We start from the raw sequence: 18,991 nt of genomic DNA, 5'->3' as shown, positions 1-18,991 counted from the left end.
GTTATCCTCCGATCATCACCGTCAGGCAGCCCATGGCGATGGTGCCGCCGTGGGCCGTGGTATCGCCCACCCGGGCTGCAGGCCGTCCACCGATCAGCACCGTGGCCGAGCCTTTGGCCACCGCGTCCGGGGGGCCGACGCAAACGCAGGTGTCCCCCAGCACCGAGGCGGGCATCTTGCCGATGAGGACGGTGGGAACTCCGGGTCCTGTCACGGGACCGCCCACGTGGGGGATGGGCGAGGGGAAGGCAGGGGTCTGCATGGGACAGGTGTGCATGTCTGTGAGGCGGGCTGCAGGAGGCATCAGTTGATCATCACCATGGCGCCCTTCACCGTGGTCTGGCCCGAGGCCGAGAGCTCGGCGCTGGCGTTTCCTTTGGCCACCAGCCCAACGTCGGCGGCGGCGTTGACGTTCATCCCTTTGAGCTTGACGTCCGATTTGGAGGTAACACTTGCCGCGCCCATGGCATCCAGGGTGATCTTGCCTTTGGCCGTGACCTTGATGTCCTTGGGGCTGTCCAGGGTGATGCCCTTGTCGTTCAAGGTCAGGGTGTTTTTGTTCTGGTCTTCCAGGGTGATGCCCTTGGCGTCGTCGCTGATGGTCATCTTGTTGCCCCCCGGGGTCTCCACGGTGATCACCTTCTTCTCCTCGTCAAAGGTGATCTTCATCTTCTCCCGGGTGACGATGGCCTTGGTGTTGTTCTTGGCTTCGGGCTGGTTCGGCATCTTGTGGCGGCTGCCCTGAAGGGACCCGAGGATCACAGGGTGGCGGGGATCTGAGTTGAAAAAGCCCAGCACCACCTCGTCCCCCACCTCCGGGATAAAAAAGGTGCCGGCGCCGTTGGTGCCGTACAGGGTGGACAGCCGGGCCCAGATCCCCTGGGTGCTGTTCTCCATGACGGGCAGGGAGACCTGGATGCGGGTCTCTTTGGCCGGGTCCGCGTCGAGCTTGGTCACCAGCCCCACCTGGATCCCGTCCACCCCGGGGAGTTGCCCCGACGCCTTGGGCGGGGAGATGTCCTCCCGTTCTGAAAACCACTCCGGGGACAGGCCGAACTCCACGTCGGTATACCAGTCCCCCAGGGAGATGTCGTGATGGACCGTGGCCACGAAGACCTTGCCGTTGAACCGGTCCCCCACCCCTTCCACCTCCACCAGGTCCCCGGGAGAGACCTTGGCGCTGCCCTGGAACCGCATGGTCCCCCGGATGCGTGCCATGCCCGCCTTCAGCATCCTGGCGTCGGCCCAGGCCTTGAGGGAATCCCCCTCCATGGGCACGGCGCTTCGCAGCACCGCCTTGTCGGCCTTCACCACCTTGGCGAGCTGGTCCGTGGTGACGTTCCCCTGGGCCTGAAGCGAGGGTTTGGAGCCGGTCTTTTCCGCAATGGCAAGGGTCTTGGGGTCCCAGGAGACGCCCCGGGATGCCGCCACCTGCTGGCGGGCGTCCATCTCCGCACGGAACCGGACCAGATCGTCCCCCCAGGTGACCTTGAGCACCGCCTCCCCGTCGGTCTTGGGAGGCTTCACCGAGACCTTTGCGTCCTCCACCGTCACCAGAAGCCCGTTGGCGTCTGCACGGGTGAGCATGAAATCCCAGTCCGTGGCCTGGTACTGAACCATGCGGGGATGCACGGGGCGGGTGGATGCCACGTCCGCGGAAAGGCCCGAGCAGGCCTTGATCATTTTAGAAAGGATATCGCTGTCCGAGCTGTCCGTGTGGTTGGTGTTCTTCCTCAGGGTGCACAGGGCCACGGCCTTGTCCCGGCACTCCACCACCAGGTGGGAGCCCCCCTCGTGGATGTTGATGCCGTGGGTGATCACCACGCCCTTGAACACCGGCACCGCCGTCTTGCCGTAGCCCACCTCCAGGGTGATCTCGGCGCCGGGCTTAAAGGCGGCATCGCTGCTCACCTCAAAGGTCTTGTCGCTCATGTCGCCGTCGATGAGCACCAGCTGGGCCCAGGGGATGCGGTTGATCTTCTTGTCCACGATGGCTGAGATCACCCGGCACTTCTTTTCATCCACCTCGTTGCCGCCGCTCTTCACCACCAGCTTTAAGACACCGTCGGCCTCTTTTTTCGGGGAGTCGGGCACAGGTTACCTCAAGGGGGGAAACCGAAGGCGGGTTCCGGGTTCGATCCGCCTGAAATTGACCAGGTTGTTGATGCGGGCCACATCTGGGTAGTACGCATCGTCACCGTAGATTTTGCGGCACAGGGCCGGCAGGGTGTCAAAGGCCATCACCTCGATGAGATGGGTCATGTCCGGGGATTCGTTGGCCTTTTTCTTCACCTCCTCCTCTTTGCTGAGAAACTCGGTAAAGCTCATCTTTACCTTGGCGCGCAAAGGGTCCCCGTCGGGTTTGAAGAGGGTGTATTCGAGTTCCAGGGTATCCAGGCGGCCGTAAAACAAGGTGGTGCCCCAGAGGATCTTCACCACGTTGACATCGTGGATGCTGCCCTCGTAGCGGCTCACCACGGTCCGCAGGTTCTTCACCTGGGTCTTGACGTCGTCTGCCCCGTCCCCTCCCTCGGGTACCTCCACCACCCCGGTGCCGTCCAGAACAATGTCGAAGGAGAGTTTGTCCGGGCTGACCCGGGTAAACTTCTGCTCGCTGCCGATGGCGCCCTGGGCCTGATCCTCGCTGAAGCAGATCCCCAGGGTCCTTGAGAAACCGGCCGGGTTGATCATCACCTCAAAGCTGTCGCCCTCGGCACCCAGCTTGCCCTTGCTCACGGCAACCGTGGTAAGCTTCAGCTTTTTCTTGAGCCCCGATGCCGTCATCTATCGCTCCTTCTGCCTGGCAAGGTAGTCGGCGAGCCGCTCCATGCAGACGGCCACCACCTCCCGCTTTACCTGCTCCATGCCGCTGCAGGAAAGGGACTCACGCGGCTCTTTCGCAGGGCTTGAGGAGATGGTGGTCCGCACCACCATCTCGCGAATCTCAACCGCCATGAAAGCCTCCTTTGTCAGACAATGCGAAACATGTGGTTGTAACTCAGCTCAATCTCTTCGATGGCCACCTCATTGCCGGTGGCATTGAAGGGATCCATCTTCCAGTTTACCGGGTAGGCGTTGGCAAAGAACCACCCCCGGGCAGGGAGCCGGTTCTCGTCCAGCAGAAAGACCAGAATGGGCATGGGTACCAGGGCCACATGGCACCCCGACTCGAACACGGACTTGCACCAGATCACCAACGGGGAGGAGGCGTCGGCCACCCCCCGTTTCAGAACGAGCCTGGGGTGCCTGACCCCCTTGGGAAGCCTGTGGACGTAGCGGTTCTCTCCCCCTTCCACCACCTCTTCGAGCTCCATCTCCGAGCCGATGCCGGACACCTCCTGAAACGAGGTGTCTGTGGTTCCCTGGGTGGCCGAGAAGACCACCCGGAAGTGAAATGCCGCCGGCAGGGACCCACCGAGCATTGCGCCAAGGGCAGCGGACATGAGGCCTGCATCCGGTATGGCTACCATGGTACGGACTCCCTATAGTGTCTGACTGAGGCGATTACGCGTTGGCGATCACCAGCCCCTCATGGGCAATCTCAATGGACTCAATGGCCACTTCATTGCCGTCGGACTTCATGTCCGTGGCCTGGATCTTGGTGGGCCAGGCGTTGGCCAGGGTCCAGACCATGGTGGGGGCCCCGGTCTCATCCAGAAGGCTGATGGTCACCGGAACTCGCTTGATGGTGTTCATCTTGATCTGGTTGAACCAGTCCCAGAACTTGTTGTCGGACTTGAAGACACCCTTTTTCATAGTCACGTTGCCGCTCTTCTTGATTCCGGGCATCTTGATGGTGGAGAACTCCGGACTGTCCCCGTGGCGGTATTCAATGGGTTGAGCCTCGATATCCAGGCCGGAAACCTCCTGAAACGACATCACCTCCGAGTCCCATTTCACCTCAAAATGAAATTTCGGCATCGGCCAGACAGTGGTCGATTGTGCGGAACCGTCATCACTCATGGCATCATTCCTCCTTTAAGGATTGTTGTCATCACAGCTGGATAAGCTGTCTTACAGCATCGCAGAGCCCTGTCAAGACTTTTGCATCTGCTGCTGGAAGGTGATCTCGATGAACTCCGCGGGTCGGGAGACAGCCACAAGAACCGTCACGCGAAGGATCCCCTCAAGGATGTCTTCCGGCGTCATGGTCTCCCCCAGCCCCACATGGACGCTGAAGGCGTCCGAAGGCACGGCACCGGCCAGGCCGCCGCGTTTCCAGATGCCGGTCAGGAAGTTGGCGATCATGCTCTTGACCGTCACCCAGGTATTGGCGTCGTTGGGCTCGAACACATAGGCCTTGCTGGCCAGTCGGATGGACTCTTCCAGCATGATCATGGTGCGGCGCACGTTGATGTAGCGCCAGTCCAGGCTGTTGCCGTCCAGGGTCCTGGCCCCCCAGCAGAGGACGCCCTCGCCGATAAAGGAGCGGATGGCGTTAATGGACTTGCCGCTGGTGGGAACGTTGAGATCTTCCTGGTCGTCGTGGGTGATGTTGACGGACGGGGCAACCACCGCGCTGAGGCTCACGTTGGCCGGGGCTTTCCAGACGCCCCTGGCATTGTCCACCATGGTGTAGACCCCGGCCATGGCCGCAGAAGGGGGCAGGCGGTTCAGCTTGGCCTTGAGCTCCTTGCAGATGGTCTTGAACAGGGGGCTGACCTGCACCAGGGTTTTGTTGAGGAGCTCTTTTTCATCCTCGGGCAGGGAGGTGTCCGTCATCTTCTCAAGGGTCTCTTTGAGCTGGGCCTTCTTGGGATCGTCCCCTGCGTCTTCCCCCAGGCCGAGTTCGTCGGAAATCAGCGTCTTGACCATGTCCGTGTTGCCGATGCTCTCGTAGTTCAGCTCCTTGTCCTGAACGATGGAGGTGTCCACCCAGGGGTAGTAGGCCGCCGCAAAATCAAGGTAGTTGATGCCCAGGGCGTTTCGGAAGTTGTCGACGCAGTCGCCGGAAGGATCCTGACGGTCCTTGAAACCGTCGTACACATCGAGGATGGCCACGCGGTTCCGCATCTTGCCGCCGCAGTGCTGAAGGGCCGCCTGCTGGACGCCGGTGCAGTCGGCTGCCTCAAGAAGCACCGCCTCGGGCACCACCACCATGGTGGGCTCCTGTTCCTTGATGAGCTCTTCGATGCCCTTTTTAAAACGATCCGCCTCAACGGGCGCCTTGTAGTCCCCTACGGAGACGATGTAGCAGGGCCCGCCGCCGTTCTGGAAAAAGAGGCGCATGGAGTCGTAGAGGATGTAACGTCCCTCGGACTGCTCCAGGGTGTAGGCTTTGTCCTTAAAGGTGAAATCCGATTCCGCCGGTGCGGCCGGTGCAGCGCCCCCCTCGGCCGGAGCCGCTGCAGCCCCTTCACCGCCTTCAGGGGGTGTTGCCGCCTCGCCACCGCCCCCCGCAGCCTCTGCCAGGGTGAACTTGGGGGAAGGCCCCCCGCCGAAAAAGCTGTGGAACTCCGCCATGGAGGTGATGCGCCACGCCTTTCCGGCAAGGGATTTCCCACCGTTCACCGCCATCTCCGTATGGCCGATAAAGGCCGGTACGGCCGTTGCCACTTCCACCACCGAATTTGGAAACGCACTTTTTTCGACAATGTAGACACCCGGTGTCTTCATTTGACCCATGTTCACCTCCCGTAGACGTAGTTATTGACGAAAATATCCGAAACATACACCTTTCCGCTGTCCAAGGCCATACAATGCAGAGGGTCCGACGGGGCATTGGGCAACGCCTTCACAAGGGTCCGGGCCCGACCGCCCCCGGTGCACGTCAGTTGAAACCGGGCCTCCCCTTTTCGATGAAGCCCGAGGGGGCGATCCGACACAAAACGAGCGTAGTACGGATGCCCCCGCGTCCTTAAGCCCCCTGCCAGGCCGAAGGAAACGCTCCCGCTGCGATCGTCGATACGCAGGTCCTCCGGGTTTCCGTCACAGGGAATGAAGTAACGCCAGAAGGTCTTTCGATTCTTGAAAACAAACCGGCACGCCTGAGGGGTTCCCTCCAGGGCGCCTTGAAGTGCGTCCCGTCCTTTTTCGCCCCGGCAGGCCAGGCGCACCAGGCCAGCTGGCGTGGTTGCCAGCTCCGCCCCCGAACAGGTGCCGTCCGCCGTCAAGGCGTCCCCACCCACAAGGGACTCCGGTGACGCCGGGCTCCGGGTAAACAGTAAAGGATCGAGGTCGCCGTCGGTGTTGGCGCCCATGAGAAACCATCCTTGGGGCACCTCGGGAAATGCCGTGTAGTTCCAGAAATCGTCCCCGGCGGGGCGCACCAGGATCGTCAGCACCAAAGGCTCCACCGTGTCTTCGGTGTAGGCGTTGAGCTTGGGAAGGTCCCTGGGGTCAAAGCAGATCCGGAGCCCGCTCTCCCGGGGAAAAAACCGGAGCCCCGCCTTGTCAGCGATGTACCGGCTGCTCCTGGTGGGAACAAAGCACACCCCGGCCCCGCCCCCCGTTCCGAAATAGGCGTGTTCCCCCTCAAGGAGAAACAGTGTCTTCACGGGGACCTCCTCACCGACGGGTCCGTACCGGACAATTCGGTCACCTGCTTGCCGATGCCCCTGGAGTCCAGGGTGATGATGCGCATTTTATAGACAATGGAGGGCAGGTACCTGCCGCTCACCACCGACCACAGACTGCTCAGGTCCCGCAAGTTGAGGTTTTCGATGTCCATGACGATCTTTTCGATGTCACCTTCCAGATCCGGTGAATTTTCCCGGGTAAAGACGGGGTTCCCCTGGAAAAAAAGGGCCGCATAAGAGATGAACTTCAAGGCTTCGGCATAATTGCTGCCGGGAAAATAGGCGGAGACAAGGAGATAGGCGTTGAGGTGAATGGGCGGAAACCCGATGCTCGTCAGCCCCGTCTCCTCGGATCCATGACGGATAAAAGCCGCAGGGACCTGCTCCTTCTCGAGGTTGACCAGGCTCACCACCAGCTTGTTGTGGATCTGGGTTTCAACGGCTCCGTCCTGATCCAGGATACCGGACATGACCGCCACATCCTGGGGCAGGTCAAAGCGCCCCTTTAAGTACCGGTTCAGTGAGGCCGTGATGTGCTGCATGGCATGGTGAAGCATGCTCTCCCCTTCTTAAACTCCGCAGAATCGTTGACGCACAACCGCTGCTGACAAAAAGAACCCCAGCAGGATTCCGTAGGTCAACACCCCGTAAACCCCGAGAAAAACAGAAACACACCCGCCGAGGATGAAGAAGAGTAAGGCATGGCTCAGAAGTGATGACCTCATGGAAGCTCCCTTGCGGTTGAGATACGGATTCATGGGTGTTCAACAGAAAAACAGGGTCTCGATTTCAAAGGGGGTGGTGGCCCTCTGGAGGGCACGGTTCCTCACCTTGAGGCGCGCCACCTGGTCCGAATAGTAGTACCCGCCGCCTCTCTTGCCCTTGGGAACCCAGAACTCGGCGATCTCGTCAAGGAGATGAAACTGGGACGGCATGCAGGCCGAGGTCTTGTCAAAGGGAAGCACCTTCATCCTGTTGCCCGGGGTCTGGAGCCGTTGAAACAGGTGGGCAAACACCGCCTTGGCCGCGCAGTTCCATTTGACAAAGGGCAGCTCCGTAAACTCACGGACGGCCATTTCCCTGCCGCCTGCGCTCTTGACCTGATCCGCCCAGGCATCCCGTGTGGCGTCATACACCGCCATGTCCACACGGATATTCGGCTCTATCGCTTCAGACACCAGCCGGCCCCACCGCTCTTCCGACGCCCGGAACCAGGCGTCCGAGGCCAGGTTCATTCCTGTACCGTAGAGATCACGGTCACACGGATCATGGTCCGACGGGCTGATGACCTTTTTCACCCGCTTAAAAAACGAGGCGTCCCGGTCATAGGCCTCATCCGCCTCGGCCTCGGAGGCGAGGAAAGTAAACCGCTCTCCGTCCCGCACGGCGCGGAGGGCGCGCACCATCTCCATGAAGCAGGTCAGGAATATCTCGGGATTGTTCCGGTTGGTGTCGGTCAGGCCGTCGGCCCAGCAGGGATAGAACTCATAGGCGATGGAGGAGATGTCCGGAAGGTGACCCATGTGGCAGTGCCCCAGGCGGGTGGCATCTGTGGGGACATCGGAATAGGCGGTTAAAGGGGAGTCCGGCACCTGTGCCACCCGCCAGGGCCAGGCGATCTCCCTGTAACTCTTCCCCCGAGGGATCCAGCGACGCCCCTTCCAGCGCCCCTTGTTGGTGAAGGAGCCGGTGTTTCGCCAGATGCCCTGGCTCGGGGCGTTGAGCTCCGAGGAAGCGCACCCGGCAAAATCCTGGTGGGCGTAGGTGTCTGCAAACACATGCATGCAGATCCCCACCAGCATCAGGGCAAGGCGCCGGTCCACGGCCGCAAGCTCGCCGTACCGGGCCACGGCAAAGTTCACAAGCTCCCGGGCCGCTTCGCTTCCGGGGCGGCACAGGCAGTCCAGGGACTCCCCCGCCCTGCCCCTGCGCACCGTCACCGGGTCGAGGTTGCTGGGGGTATTGCCCGGCAGGTAATGAAAAGGCATCCAGATCTGGCGGGTTTCATCGGCTTCAAAGGCCCCGGCCCAGGCCGTGATATCCTCCACCGCCGTGATGATGGGGGTAAAGACATACCCGCCCCTGGAGAGCACCCACACCTGCCTGGGACACCTGTGGAGAGGGGGAGGCTTGTGGGTGACGCCCTCGGTGCAGTCGTCCACGAACTGTGCCGCTGTGGCGATGGTCAGCGCCTCGGCCCCGGAAAACCCGGCCAGCGCAGAAGCCGTAAACGTCCCGAAAAAATGAAAATCTCGATCCACCACAGGCCTCCTTGAAAATGGACGGGAGAACGGGGCATGGCGCGCCCTCGAACGCCATGGGCCCCCCACATTGCTGCAGGCGACATGCCCCCCGTTCTCCCGACAGGGTAAAACGCGATCAATCCGTCATGATCCGAAATCACACCGGGGCACCGCCACCTATTTCAGGTGGGACCGGATCAACTCCGCTTCCATGCGCCTGCGCTTCCGGATCCCCTCTAAGGGATGGTCCTGTTGCATGGCCCCCACCACATCGGCCACCTTTGCCCAGTTTTTCTCCCTGATGGGCTGTCGCAACACCTCCAGGCCTTTGTTGTAAGGCCCCCTGTTGTAGGCCAGGGAGAGCATCACCGTCTGGACCGGGGGGAAGGTGTCCTTATCGGCCAGGGTCTCGAATCGGCCGGCGATCTTTTTCCAATACGGGTCGGCCGCATAAGGGAAGATGACGTCGGACTGCTCCCGGGTCACCCGGATGCCCTGGAGCACGGGGTCTGCCGCCAGGGCCTTCTTGGCCGCCTCGCCCTTGATCCCGGCCACGGCTTTGACGGCGTTGAGCTGCTCTCTGGAAAACAGCTTTCCGTAGAGCTTTTCCACCAGGGCCAGGTCGGCATACCCGAGGTCGATGCCCGGGTCCAGGGTCACGCCTGACTCACCGCCGGGCCAGTAGGCTTTTCCGGCATAGCCTTCCCGGGCATGAACCCATGCCGCGTCCCCCCGAAAGCCCCGCAACACACCCCCGTCCTCCCCAAGGGCCTTCCAGGTTGCCGCATCCGTCACACCGGTGACGGGAAGCCCCCGGTCCGCCTGAAACCTCTTCAGGGCGTCTTCGGTGCCCTTGCCGAACAGGCCGTCGGCGGTCACAGGGTACCCGGCCTTAACCAAAGCCTGCTGCAACACTTTCACATCCGGCCGCAACTCCGGGGATTGACGGGCAAAGCCATCCCCTTGTTTCAAAATCTTCATGGTGATCCTCCCTGCTGGTGTTAACGTCGGTTACCGTTGCGCAGAAATGTTGTTCACGGTTTTCTGCTCAACTCTCCCACCCTCCGGATCAGCCGCACCGCCGGTCCTCGCCTGCAAGATCCCCCAACACCGCCGACCAGACCAGCAGCAACGGGTCCTGACGGTAATCGGCCTCAAAAAAGGAACGCCCCGGACAGGAAACCCTTGCCTCGCGCCCCCAGGGGTTCCAACCCTCCGTCGAGATACGGGCCACCGCATGGTGTGCGTCGTCAAGTACCCAGAATCGACCCTGGGCCCCGGGCGCCCTGCGGAACCCCTGGAGGTCGGAGACCAGCTCCGCCACCAGGTCAAGGATCCGGTCCGCGGGGCCGGGGGCGAGCCGTTTCACCATTTTCTCCAGCTGGCGCTCGGACATCACGCATACCAGCCTGCGCCCTCCGGTGCTGTGCACCCCCAGCAAGGAGAAAAATTCGCGGAGCCTGCCCGGTGGCTTTGTCAGCAGACGATCCACCCACCGCCTCAGGGCATATCCCTCCTCCACGGTGGTGAAGGTCTCCGAAAGCAGGAGCTGCAGGGCATCGGAGGCACAGCGGACCCGCGGGGCCCCGACCCGGTGAAAAGGGGCCTGTCCCCGGACGACCTCCTTGAGGGACCGATGCCAGCTGTGGTGCCCCGGAAACCATTCACACAAAAGGGTCAGGACCTCCAACGCCCCCGGGGACCGGTGGAGATGCCACCGTTCGACCCAGTCCATGCACTCACGCAGACAGGGATCCCGGCACAGGGCCTCCATGACGGCTGCCTCGTGTGCTCTGCTGCGGCCCACCCGCCGAGCCCCCCCCATCAGGTGCCGAGCCGTGGCCCGGCTAATAATCGTCATAAAACAGATGGCCCAGCAGCAGGTCGTCATCCAGGGGGTCTTCCCCCTCGCCCGAGCGACGGGGCTCATCGGAAGGAAGAGCGGCGGCCGCGGGCAATGCCGCGGGCGGTTCAGGCTCACCGCTTTTCACCGGTTCCGGTGCCGCCAGGCTGTTGTCACCCTTCTCAAACCGGGTGTTCAGGGCAAAATCGGCATATCGTCTGACGTTTTCATCCAGCAGGCGGGGCAGGCCCACCAGGTCGTTGTACAGCTCGTACTCCTTAGCGATGCCGATGCGCTCAGTCCCTCCCCCGCCGTCGCCCAGGACAAACTGCGACGGAATCGTCTCGACGATATGGCCCATGGGCGAGTGGGCAAGAATCGTCTGCCTCGGAGGCTCCGTGCCCCCCTTTTCCCGGGTATGGATCTCCACCGCTTTTTCGATGACCACAAGGTCCCCGCCGCGCTTTCGGCCGTCACGCCCTGCGCCGACGCCGCTCTCCACCAGAAGCAGCTCCTTGGCGATGGTCAGCTGCCGGGGGGTGATATTGAGATTCTGAATCGCCTCCCGGATGGTCCATCCGGGACGAAGATCCACGTAGATATTCTCGGTGCCGGCCATGAGGTCCAGGACCTCATCATCAACCTGGGTGAGGGAGCCGAGCCTGAGCTTGGCGTTTTTGAAGTTGAAGATACTGGCAAGATAAGCCGACACCACCCGATACAGCACGGTGAGCTTGCGCCCCTTGACAGCCTCGAAGCTCTCTTTTTTCAGCACCATGGCAGGGGCCGCAAAGGCGGGGTCCCGCTCCCCGATGCGCCCCTCCAGACCGCTGTAGCAGAACCGGATCAGTCTGGCCTCTTCCAGCTCCAGGGCCAGCCGCTTGATTTTGCCGTAATTCATCAGGAGCTCATTGCTCACATACCCGTGCAACCGTTTGAAGGGGTTCTTGATATCCTCCCATTTGCCCGCCCAGGGGTTGGTCTCCATGAGCTCGTCCCGGGAGAGGCGAAGGGTGTCCATGGCCACGTGCACCACCAGCAGATCGTCCCGTTCGATAAAAACCCTGTTGTGCAGCTCATTGAAAAAGGATTTCACCGCTTCCACGTCCACGGCATCGTCCTCCGGCCCCGTGAGATCCACCCCCACCAGCCTTGGCTGAAGGCCTTCCCCGGAGGCAACCCACTGATCATACAGGGAGAGGATATCCACAAGGTCCTTGGACGTGGAGCCGCTTCCCTCGGGCCGGACATCAGGCACTTTCAGCAAAAAACGCACCTGCGTTGCCGGGGAGTCCCCGTTGCCGAACCTGTGGGTTGCGTACCAGACCACCTGCATCATTTTGGCAAAGGGCCCCCTGGCAAGGCCGGTGATGAACCCCTCCACCGAAGCAAAGGCTTCCGCGTAATACCGGTCCCCTTCAATGCCCCGGGGCTTCCAGTAGTTGTCGTACACCTGGCGTCCGTTGGTTTTGACAAACCCTTCCAGGTGCTCCAGGGTATCCACGTTCTCCGGCCCCACATCCACACCGAACTGGAGACTGAAGGCCTTGAATATCACCTCTTCGGGCAGGTGCTCGATGGCCATGCCCGCATCCGCGGCCGTGATGCTCGTTCCCACGTGCAGGGCCTTTTTGATGTTCCTCAGGCAATAGGCGTTGATGCTCTCGGTGAGGACAATGCGCCTTTTCGTCAGGTGACTGGCCTCGAACTTGGCCTCGTTGAAGTAGCGCTTCAGGTTCGACACGATCCCCGTTTTTTTCACGGGCCCCGTGGCCCCCGGCACCACCACAAGGTCGTCGAAGGAGTCAAAGATCCTCTGGCTGTCGTCATCCGCGCTGCGTGTGGTCGTAAACAGGCGAATCAACGCCCCCAGGGCCACACAGTGGATCACCATCATCCGGGCCAGGTTCAGGCCCGGGGTCAGGCACACCTCTTCAACCTGCGCCTCGGCATCACCCTCTTCATCAAGGGTGTCCAGGGTTCCGGTCACGTTCTCCAGAACCCGCTGCACCAGCCCCAGGTAACAGGTAAACACGTACCTTTCATCCGTTTTCGCCAGTTCCGTGATCGCCTCCAGGTACCGCTCCGTGGGCAACTCCCGCCCGAACTGGGAATTGAAATTTCCGACTGTCTGCATGGTTGGTCCTCGTCTGTGTGGCGTCAAAAAATATCCGACAAACCCGGCGGGCACGACGTGTCCGGGCCCCGTGGCCGCTCCGGGCCTATTTCTGGAAAATTTCCTTGTAGGACTTCAAGATGGAGGCGCCGGTCAGGCCCACGCGTTCCCAGTACTCAACGGAGTTGTTCAGGTTGCCCTTGCAGTGCTCGGTAATGGGAATGTAGTCGTGATCCCTGGTTTCGATGTACTTCTGGGTGGCCACACCGATGGTGGCCGATTGAACGGTGGCCATGCTCCGCATGGTGTCCACGGAGTCCTGCACCGCAATGGCGATGGACTGGGCAATGGACTGGACAGCCTGGCCCGCCCCCTGGGTCAGGGGGGTAAAGTTCTTCTTCTCCCCTTGCAGGTTCGCGGCGATCTCCTTGTTGGCTCCGGCAATGTGAACATGTTTGTCTGTCATGTCATTTCCTTTGTTGGTCTCGGTTTGCGGTGGAGGGAACAGACATTACGACCCCAGGGTCCTTTTCAGCAGCCCACCGTTTATTTGATTAGAGAAAGAATTTTCTGACAGGTTTTTGCCACCGCCGCGGCCTCGATCTGTTTCATCCCGTACTGCGTAGAGCCTGCATTTTGCATCACCAGGCTCAGGGAGTGAGCCAGGGATTCATAGGCAACAGCCATGGCTTCATCGGAGGCCACCCCGATGGCGGCTACGTTGGTGCTGGTGACGGCATCCAGGACTTTGGGATCCACCTTGTTCTCATCGGAATTGCCGGCGTCTGTACCCGGTTTGTTCATCTCAGCCATTGAACCCCCTCATCGGTTGGCGACTGAAAACACCGGCCTCCGGGATGAAGGCCGGTGAATTCAGCGCTTCAGTGGTGCTTACTTGGGATTGATCATCTTGGTGATCGCCACGGTGGTGGCGGTCTGATGCGTCACATTGGCCTGCTGCTGCGCGTAAACCGCGTTGGCGGCGGCCATGGCAACGGAGTTGCCGATGGTCTGGTAAAGGCTGCCCATGGCCATGGCCGGTGCTTCGGAAAGAACCTTCACGTTGGTCTGAGTCACGGCATCGGTGACGGCCGGGCTGAGTTCGGGAAGTTGTGCCATTTGCTTGCACTCCTTGTCTTAATGGTGTTGGTATTCTGCCTTGGTGCCCCCTTAAAAGGAGGCATCGCTCGCCGACGCGGCGACAGGGCCCACGGATACCACACAGAGGTGAAACGATGCCCTTGCCTTAAAGAAGGCGATGAGGCCGAGCACTACTTGCTGTTGATCATCTTATCCAGGCTGACGGTGGTGGCCGTCTGGTAGGTCACGTTGGCCTGCTGCTGGGCGTAAACCGCGTTGGCGGCAGCCATGGCCACGGAGTTGCCGATGGTCTGGTACAGGCTGCCAAGGGCCATGGCGGGAGACTCGGAAAGAACCTTGACGTTGGTCTGGGTCACGGCATCCGTGACGGCGGGGCTAAGTTCGGGAAGTTGAGCCATTTGTTACCTCCTGTTGGGTCCTGCTTGTTAACCGTTAACCAGCTTGGTGATGGCAACCGTGGTTGCCGTTTGGTAAGTCACGTTGGCCTGCTGTTGAGCGTACACGGCGTTGGCTGCAGCCATGGCCACGGAGTTGCCGATGGTCTGGTACAGGCTGCCAAGGGCCATGGCAGGAGACTCGGAAAGGACCTTGACGTTGGTCTGGGTGACTGCGTCGGTTACGGCAGGGCTGATTTCGGCGAGTTGCGGCATGTTAACCTCCTAATGGTTTTGGGTTGTCAGGCATGAAACCTGGTAACGACGTCACCGGTGGCTGTGCACCGACCCGGCAACGGTAACCGGCGGCTGCGCTTACACCGCCCGGATTATTGACCGTTAAGCATCCTGGTCAGCCCGATGGTCGTGGCCGTCTGATACGTAACGTTGGCCTGCTGCTGGGCATACACCGAGTTGGCGGCCGACATGGCAACGGAGTTACCGATGGTTTGATACAGGCTGCCCAGGGCCATGGCCGGGGACTCACCCAACACGCTGACGTTGCTCTGGGTCACCGCATCAGTCACCGCAGGCGTCAACTCTGGTAATTGAGGCATTCTCATCTCCTTTCGTCTTAAGGGTTAACGGAACGTTTTACACCCACCACACGGACCGGTAAAAAACCGAGCCAGGGCCCACGATGCGATATAAAGACATCCGATCAGCCCGTCCCTTGGGGACGCTTGCCGGCTTCGGGCTGACCCCGGGCCCCTTGCCCAGTGCATCATCAATCTTCCATCAATTTTTTCACGGCCAAGGTAGTGGCTGCCTGAAACGTGACGTTGGCCTGCTGCTGGGCATACACCGCGTTGGCAGCAGCCATCGCCACAGAGTTACCGATGGTCTGGTAAAGACTGCCGAGGGCCATGGCTGGGGATTCACCCAACACACTCAAGTTCGATTCCGTGACAGCATCCGTGATCGCTGGGCTGACTTCCTGCAGTTGAGCCATTGTCTTCTCCTTTTTAGATTAATGAGTCATCGGGTAAACGCGTTACTGTTCCTGCCACACCACATCATGACTCCGGGGCCGGGTCATCGGAAGAAGCCGGTGCCTCCGGGGCCGGATTCGCCTGAAATTCAGGGTGCATCTTTTTCAGCATCTCATTGCTTTTCTGTGTCAACGATTCCAACTGCTTTGTCGCGTTCTTCAGCATGGCGTCTGCGTGCTTGAACTGTTCATTGACCTGCTCCGACGTCTGGGACGACATCTTCATGAACGCATTGACCTGGCTTGCTGCGGGACCGCCCTCCTCCCCTTCCGCATCGGAACCGTCCGGCTGGGAAAAGATCACGTTGTTGATCTTCATCAACTTGTCGATCTCTTTGGTTTTGTCCTCCAGGAACTGATTGTTCATCTTCACCATCTCGCTCAACGAGGAGGTGTAGTTTTTCAGAAACGAGCTGTAGTTTTTCTTAAAGGAGCCAAAATCCTGGTGAGTAAACTTGAATGCATTCTCATCTGACATGTCCTTGCTCCCCCTGACCCGTGGTTAGAAAATTTTCTTGTAGGATTCTAGAATCTCGGCCCCTTTTTTCCCGATGGTCTCCCAGTACGTCACGGAATCATTCATGACGGCCTGGCACTGCTTGATGACGGGAATGTACTCCGGGTCCTTTGTTTCGACGAACTTCTGGGTGGCGACCCCCAGGGCAGTGGATTGAACAAGGGCGATGTTCCGCATGGTGTCCCCTGCATCCTGCACGGCAATGGCAACGGATTGAGATACCGACTGAACGGATTGCCCCGCCCCGTTTGATAAAGGCGATTTGTCAAATGCCCCCCCCTTGACCGAGGTGGCGATCTCCTTATTTGCATCGGCAAGACTCTTTATCTTGTTTGACATTTTTCATCTTTGCGGTGCGTTATGAACGAAGCATTTTAATGACATTCTCAACGGTCGCTGTTTGGTGGACAATGCAGGACTGCTGTTGTGAATTCACGGCGTTCATGGACGCCATGGCGATGTTGAATCCCTGGGTCTGGTACTGGCTGGCCAGAGACATTGCCGGGGAAGACCCGACAACAAGCGAATTGATCTGTGAAACCGCATCCGTTACAGCCTGGCTGAAATCCGACATGAGAGCCTCCCTCTGAGATGAACCGTTCATGGTCGTTGCCGTGTTGCGGGCCGAAGCGCATAGCTCCGCCCCGTACGTTACAACCCCCTAATTTTTCGGATTAATCCTGAGAACGAGTATCCATGTAGCAACCTTCGTGCCAACACCATTTGATGCGATTCGACGATTTTTCTTCCCCCCCATGCCAAAAAAAATGGCCGGATGCGTCCATCGCCCACAAAGGGACTGGACACTTCCGGCCATCGCATTGCCATCGCGACAAAACACGCGATACGTTCAACCATTTAGATTCACCGACGATCGTCTTCGGCGATCAGACGCCGTTACACAGCTTGACCTTCCGCTCGATATATTTACGATGAACACCCAGGAACCGCGCGGCCTGGCTCTTGTTCCCCTCGGCCCTCACAAGGGCCCTGCGCACCAGGGCGGTTTCCATGCGTTCCACCTTGTCCTCGCAGGTGAGGTCAATCACCTGGTCGGCCATGCTGTCGAAGGTCTCATCCAGGGAAAGCCCCTGCTGATGGGCAAAGGCTGCCACGCTTTTTTCCGTAATGGGTTTTTCGTCTGAGAGAAGGGAAATCTTTTCAATGGTGTTCTTCAACTGCCTGATGTTTCCCGGCCAGTCCAGGGCCATCATCGCCCGGAGCGCGCCCTCGGTAAAGTCCACATTCTGCTCCACGCGACGCAGAAAAAACCTCACCAGTTCGGGGATATCCTGGCGCCGCTCCCGCAGGGAAGGCACCTCCAGGTTCAGGACATTCAGGCGGTAGTACAGATCTTCGCGAAACCTGCGATGCTTGATCATCGTCTCAAGATCCGCGTGGGTTGCCGCGATGATCCGCCCCTCAAAAGGGAGGTTGACGCCCCCCCCCAGTGGCCGATACGACCTGGCCTCGATGACACGCAGCAGCTTGGCCTGCTGCGGAAGCGGGAGTTCCCCGATCTCATCGAGGAACAGGGTGCCCCTGCCGGTGATGGAGAGATACCCCTGGTGCTTTCCCGTCGCCCCTGTAAACATCCCTTTTTCGTGGCCGAACAGCAGGGTTTCAACCAGCGTCTCCGGTATGGCGGCGCAGTTGATGTCCACAAAGGGGAGGCGAGGATCCCCCCGCATATGATGGATCACGGACGCGATAACCTCCTTCCCGCAGCCCGTCGGCCCGGTGATCAATACCGGCAGTGAGGAAGGAGCAATTCTGCAGACCATATCCATGACGTGCTCCATCTTTGCCGAACTGCCGATCACCATGGCATCTCGTACAACCTCCTGATTGACTTTCAAGTCCATAGACAAAGGCCCTTTATATAAGCATGACACAGCTAGTTTATCAGTTCAGGCGGCCTCGCAAGACTCGTATAAATGCCTGCAGACATACAGCTTGTTAAGGGGCTTTTTCTGAAAAATCACCGTCGTGTCCATCCGGGAAATTTCAGCACCATTTTCACTGTCTGCCCCCACAACCAAACCATTGAAAATGAAGGTGAAACAAATGCGCTCACGACACAAAAAAGGTTTTCACGGATTGATGCGCTGCCCACAACTTATCGCGAAAGGCATACAGACGGGTCTAATCAACTGATATCAAGGGAGAATACATCACAGGTCTCCCACAAAGCCAGGCAACCCCGGGACACTACGTGCACTTTTGGTATACATATTCCGTGCCACCGCACATCACAGGTGGAGCACGGCAGGCCCCCGGGGCCTGCCGTCCACTAGTACAGGGCTTAACGAAACAGCGACAGATTGGCGGTTCTGAATATGGGATCCGGCAGGGTCTCTTCCGTGGTGAAAGCGACCTGTCGTTGGAGGAAGGGGCACAGAAAGGAGAGGTGTACGGCGGCCAGGCGAAGACCGAAACGGTTCTTGTTCCCTTTGCCGTAGCGGGGATCACCCATGACAGGGTGACCGATCATATCGAAATGGCGGCGAATCTGGTGCATGCGCCCGGTGTGCAGGCGCACAAGGGCCGTCGAGGTTCCGGCATCGGGGTCAACGCCTTCCACGACGAATTCCGTTTTGGCCTCTTTGCCTTCGATGGGTTCGTCGATAAAGCGGCTCTCCCCGGCGTCCTTGATCTCCCCGAGGAGTTCGGCACGATAGATTTTCTGGATCCTGCCTTCCCGAAATAGGGAGGAGAGGGCTGCCGCGCTTTTTCTCCCGTGGGCAAGGATCACCAGCCCGGCGGTTTCCCGGTCGAGCCGATGCACGGGGTGAATATGGCGGACCCCGGCAAAATGCAGCTCTGCTTTTCTCTCAAGGGAAAAATGATCGCCGTAGAGGGTTCCCTGGGTAAGGAGCCCGGCAGGCTTGAACCAGACGCTGTAGTGCTCCCCGTCCTTCAGGCACCAGGCCTCGGGAGCCGTGGCGGTGAGGAGGGCCTCGTCATAATAGATTTCCAGGGTCTGGCCGGGCTGCACCGTGCGTTTGGCATGACGAATGCGACGCCTCTTTTTCCCCTGGCGCAGCCAGACAGCCCCCTGTTTCATGGCCAGTTTCACCCGCCCCCGGGAGAGCCCGGTGGCGGCGGCCAGACAGGCCCCTGCTTCGACCGCATCGCCGGAAACCGTTTCACGATGCTGCCATTTCTTTCCTCGACTCACGTCCATACTATCCATCCCGCACACTATTTCACGCAAAAAACGATAAC

25 protein-coding genes are annotated in these 18,991 nt (G+C 59.9%); all 25 read right to left on the bottom strand.

The features are described 5' to 3' along the window. Position 1 precedes the first annotated feature (1 nt). Positions 2-304 (bottom strand): PAAR domain-containing protein, encoded by a 303-nt coding sequence (locus ACOYW0_RS22300; protein WP_180141811.1) that lies wholly within the window; start codon positions 302-304, stop codon positions 2-4. Beyond that, positions 304-2,094 carry a type VI secretion system tip protein VgrG gene (gene vgrG / locus ACOYW0_RS22295; RefSeq protein ID WP_482415950.1) on the bottom strand — a complete coding sequence of 597 codons (1,791 nt, stop codon included), beginning with the start codon at positions 2,092-2,094 and terminating at the stop codon, positions 304-306. The genes ACOYW0_RS22300 and vgrG overlap by 1 nt, the downstream gene beginning before the upstream one ends. A 3-nt stretch (positions 2,095-2,097) precedes the next feature. After that, the gene (locus ACOYW0_RS22290; protein WP_482415949.1) at positions 2,098-2,784 is read right to left on the bottom strand and encodes a CIS tube protein; all 687 of its coding nucleotides are present in this window, start codon (positions 2,782-2,784) and stop codon (positions 2,098-2,100) included. Beyond that, entirely contained in the window at positions 2,785-2,955 is a 171-nt protein-coding gene (locus ACOYW0_RS22285) for a DUF5908 family protein (protein WP_180141817.1), read from the bottom strand. A gap of 14 nt (positions 2,956-2,969) precedes the next feature. Beyond that, positions 2,970-3,470, bottom strand: coding sequence for a phage tail protein (locus tag ACOYW0_RS22280; RefSeq protein ID WP_482415948.1), 501 nt, complete (start codon positions 3,468-3,470; stop codon positions 2,970-2,972). Between the two features lie 34 nt (positions 3,471-3,504). Next, positions 3,505-3,963 (bottom strand): phage tail protein, encoded by a 459-nt coding sequence (locus ACOYW0_RS22275; RefSeq protein ID WP_092210079.1) that lies wholly within the window; start codon positions 3,961-3,963, stop codon positions 3,505-3,507. Positions 3,964-4,035: 72 nt separating this feature from the next. Further along, entirely contained in the window at positions 4,036-5,625 is a 1,590-nt protein-coding gene (locus ACOYW0_RS22270; protein ID WP_482415947.1) for a phage tail sheath family protein, read from the bottom strand. Positions 5,626-5,627: 2 nt separating this feature from the next. After that, positions 5,628-6,497 (bottom strand): hypothetical protein, encoded by an 870-nt coding sequence (locus ACOYW0_RS22265; protein WP_482415946.1) that lies wholly within the window; start codon positions 6,495-6,497, stop codon positions 5,628-5,630. After that, positions 6,494-7,075, bottom strand: coding sequence for a Pvc16 family protein (locus ACOYW0_RS22260; RefSeq protein WP_482415945.1), 582 nt, complete (start codon positions 7,073-7,075; stop codon positions 6,494-6,496). The genes ACOYW0_RS22265 and ACOYW0_RS22260 overlap by 4 nt, the downstream gene beginning before the upstream one ends. A gap of 207 nt (positions 7,076-7,282) precedes the next feature. Next, on the bottom strand, positions 7,283-8,779 hold the full coding sequence (locus ACOYW0_RS22255) for a DUF6765 family protein (RefSeq protein WP_482415944.1): 1,497 nt from the start codon (positions 8,777-8,779) through the stop codon (positions 7,283-7,285). Positions 8,780-8,938: 159 nt separating this feature from the next. Next, positions 8,939-9,742: a peptidoglycan-binding protein gene (locus ACOYW0_RS22250; RefSeq protein WP_482415943.1), complete on the bottom strand. Its 804-nt coding sequence runs from the start codon at positions 9,740-9,742 to the stop codon at positions 8,939-8,941. Between the two features lie 88 nt (positions 9,743-9,830). Then, positions 9,831-10,622, bottom strand: coding sequence for a hypothetical protein (locus ACOYW0_RS22245; RefSeq protein WP_482415942.1), 792 nt, complete (start codon positions 10,620-10,622; stop codon positions 9,831-9,833). Next, a complete protein-coding gene (locus tag ACOYW0_RS22240; RefSeq protein ID WP_482415941.1) occupies positions 10,609-12,741 on the bottom strand; it encodes a hypothetical protein in 2,133 nt (710 codons plus the stop codon). Before ACOYW0_RS22240 ends, ACOYW0_RS22245 begins: the two co-directional genes overlap by 14 nt. A gap of 85 nt (positions 12,742-12,826) precedes the next feature. After that, positions 12,827-13,186 (bottom strand): hypothetical protein, encoded by a 360-nt coding sequence (locus ACOYW0_RS22235; protein WP_482415940.1) that lies wholly within the window; start codon positions 13,184-13,186, stop codon positions 12,827-12,829. A gap of 80 nt (positions 13,187-13,266) precedes the next feature. Beyond that, positions 13,267-13,533 (bottom strand): RebB family R body protein, encoded by a 267-nt coding sequence (locus tag ACOYW0_RS22230; protein WP_218951047.1) that lies wholly within the window; start codon positions 13,531-13,533, stop codon positions 13,267-13,269. A gap of 78 nt (positions 13,534-13,611) precedes the next feature. Continuing rightward, positions 13,612-13,839: a RebB family R body protein gene (locus tag ACOYW0_RS22225; RefSeq protein WP_092210098.1), complete on the bottom strand. Its 228-nt coding sequence runs from the start codon at positions 13,837-13,839 to the stop codon at positions 13,612-13,614. A 152-nt stretch (positions 13,840-13,991) separates the two neighbouring features. Beyond that, positions 13,992-14,219 (bottom strand): RebB family R body protein, encoded by a 228-nt coding sequence (locus ACOYW0_RS22220; protein ID WP_092210099.1) that lies wholly within the window; start codon positions 14,217-14,219, stop codon positions 13,992-13,994. A 27-nt stretch (positions 14,220-14,246) separates the two neighbouring features. Beyond that, on the bottom strand, positions 14,247-14,471 hold the full coding sequence (locus ACOYW0_RS22215; RefSeq protein WP_180141838.1) for a RebB family R body protein: 225 nt from the start codon (positions 14,469-14,471) through the stop codon (positions 14,247-14,249). 113 nt (positions 14,472-14,584) lie between these two features. Further along, positions 14,585-14,812: a RebB family R body protein gene (locus ACOYW0_RS22210; RefSeq protein ID WP_180141840.1), complete on the bottom strand. Its 228-nt coding sequence runs from the start codon at positions 14,810-14,812 to the stop codon at positions 14,585-14,587. A 170-nt stretch (positions 14,813-14,982) separates the two neighbouring features. Then, positions 14,983-15,207 (bottom strand): RebB family R body protein, encoded by a 225-nt coding sequence (locus ACOYW0_RS22205; protein WP_482415939.1) that lies wholly within the window; start codon positions 15,205-15,207, stop codon positions 14,983-14,985. A gap of 64 nt (positions 15,208-15,271) precedes the next feature. Then, complete coding sequence (locus tag ACOYW0_RS22200; RefSeq protein WP_482415938.1) at positions 15,272-15,724, bottom strand: hypothetical protein; 453 nt, start codon at positions 15,722-15,724, stop codon at positions 15,272-15,274. 24 nt (positions 15,725-15,748) lie between these two features. After that, complete coding sequence (locus ACOYW0_RS22195; RefSeq protein WP_482415937.1) at positions 15,749-16,102, bottom strand: hypothetical protein; 354 nt, start codon at positions 16,100-16,102, stop codon at positions 15,749-15,751. A gap of 19 nt (positions 16,103-16,121) precedes the next feature. Beyond that, on the bottom strand, positions 16,122-16,337 hold the full coding sequence (locus ACOYW0_RS22190) for a RebB family R body protein (RefSeq protein WP_180141848.1): 216 nt from the start codon (positions 16,335-16,337) through the stop codon (positions 16,122-16,124). A 313-nt stretch (positions 16,338-16,650) separates the two neighbouring features. After that, entirely contained in the window at positions 16,651-17,628 is a 978-nt protein-coding gene (locus ACOYW0_RS22185; RefSeq protein ID WP_482415936.1) for a sigma 54-interacting transcriptional regulator, read from the bottom strand. Positions 17,629-18,068: 440 nt separating this feature from the next. After that, positions 18,069-18,950 carry an RluA family pseudouridine synthase gene (locus ACOYW0_RS22180; protein WP_482415935.1) on the bottom strand — a complete coding sequence of 294 codons (882 nt, stop codon included), beginning with the start codon at positions 18,948-18,950 and terminating at the stop codon, positions 18,069-18,071. Positions 18,951-18,991 lie beyond the last annotated feature (41 nt).

It is taken from the genome of Desulfoluna sp. HI9BLuna, from assembly GCF_056829775.1.
The sequence above is the reverse complement of the archived record's forward strand: the minus strand, read 5'-3'. Positions and strand labels throughout refer to the sequence as shown.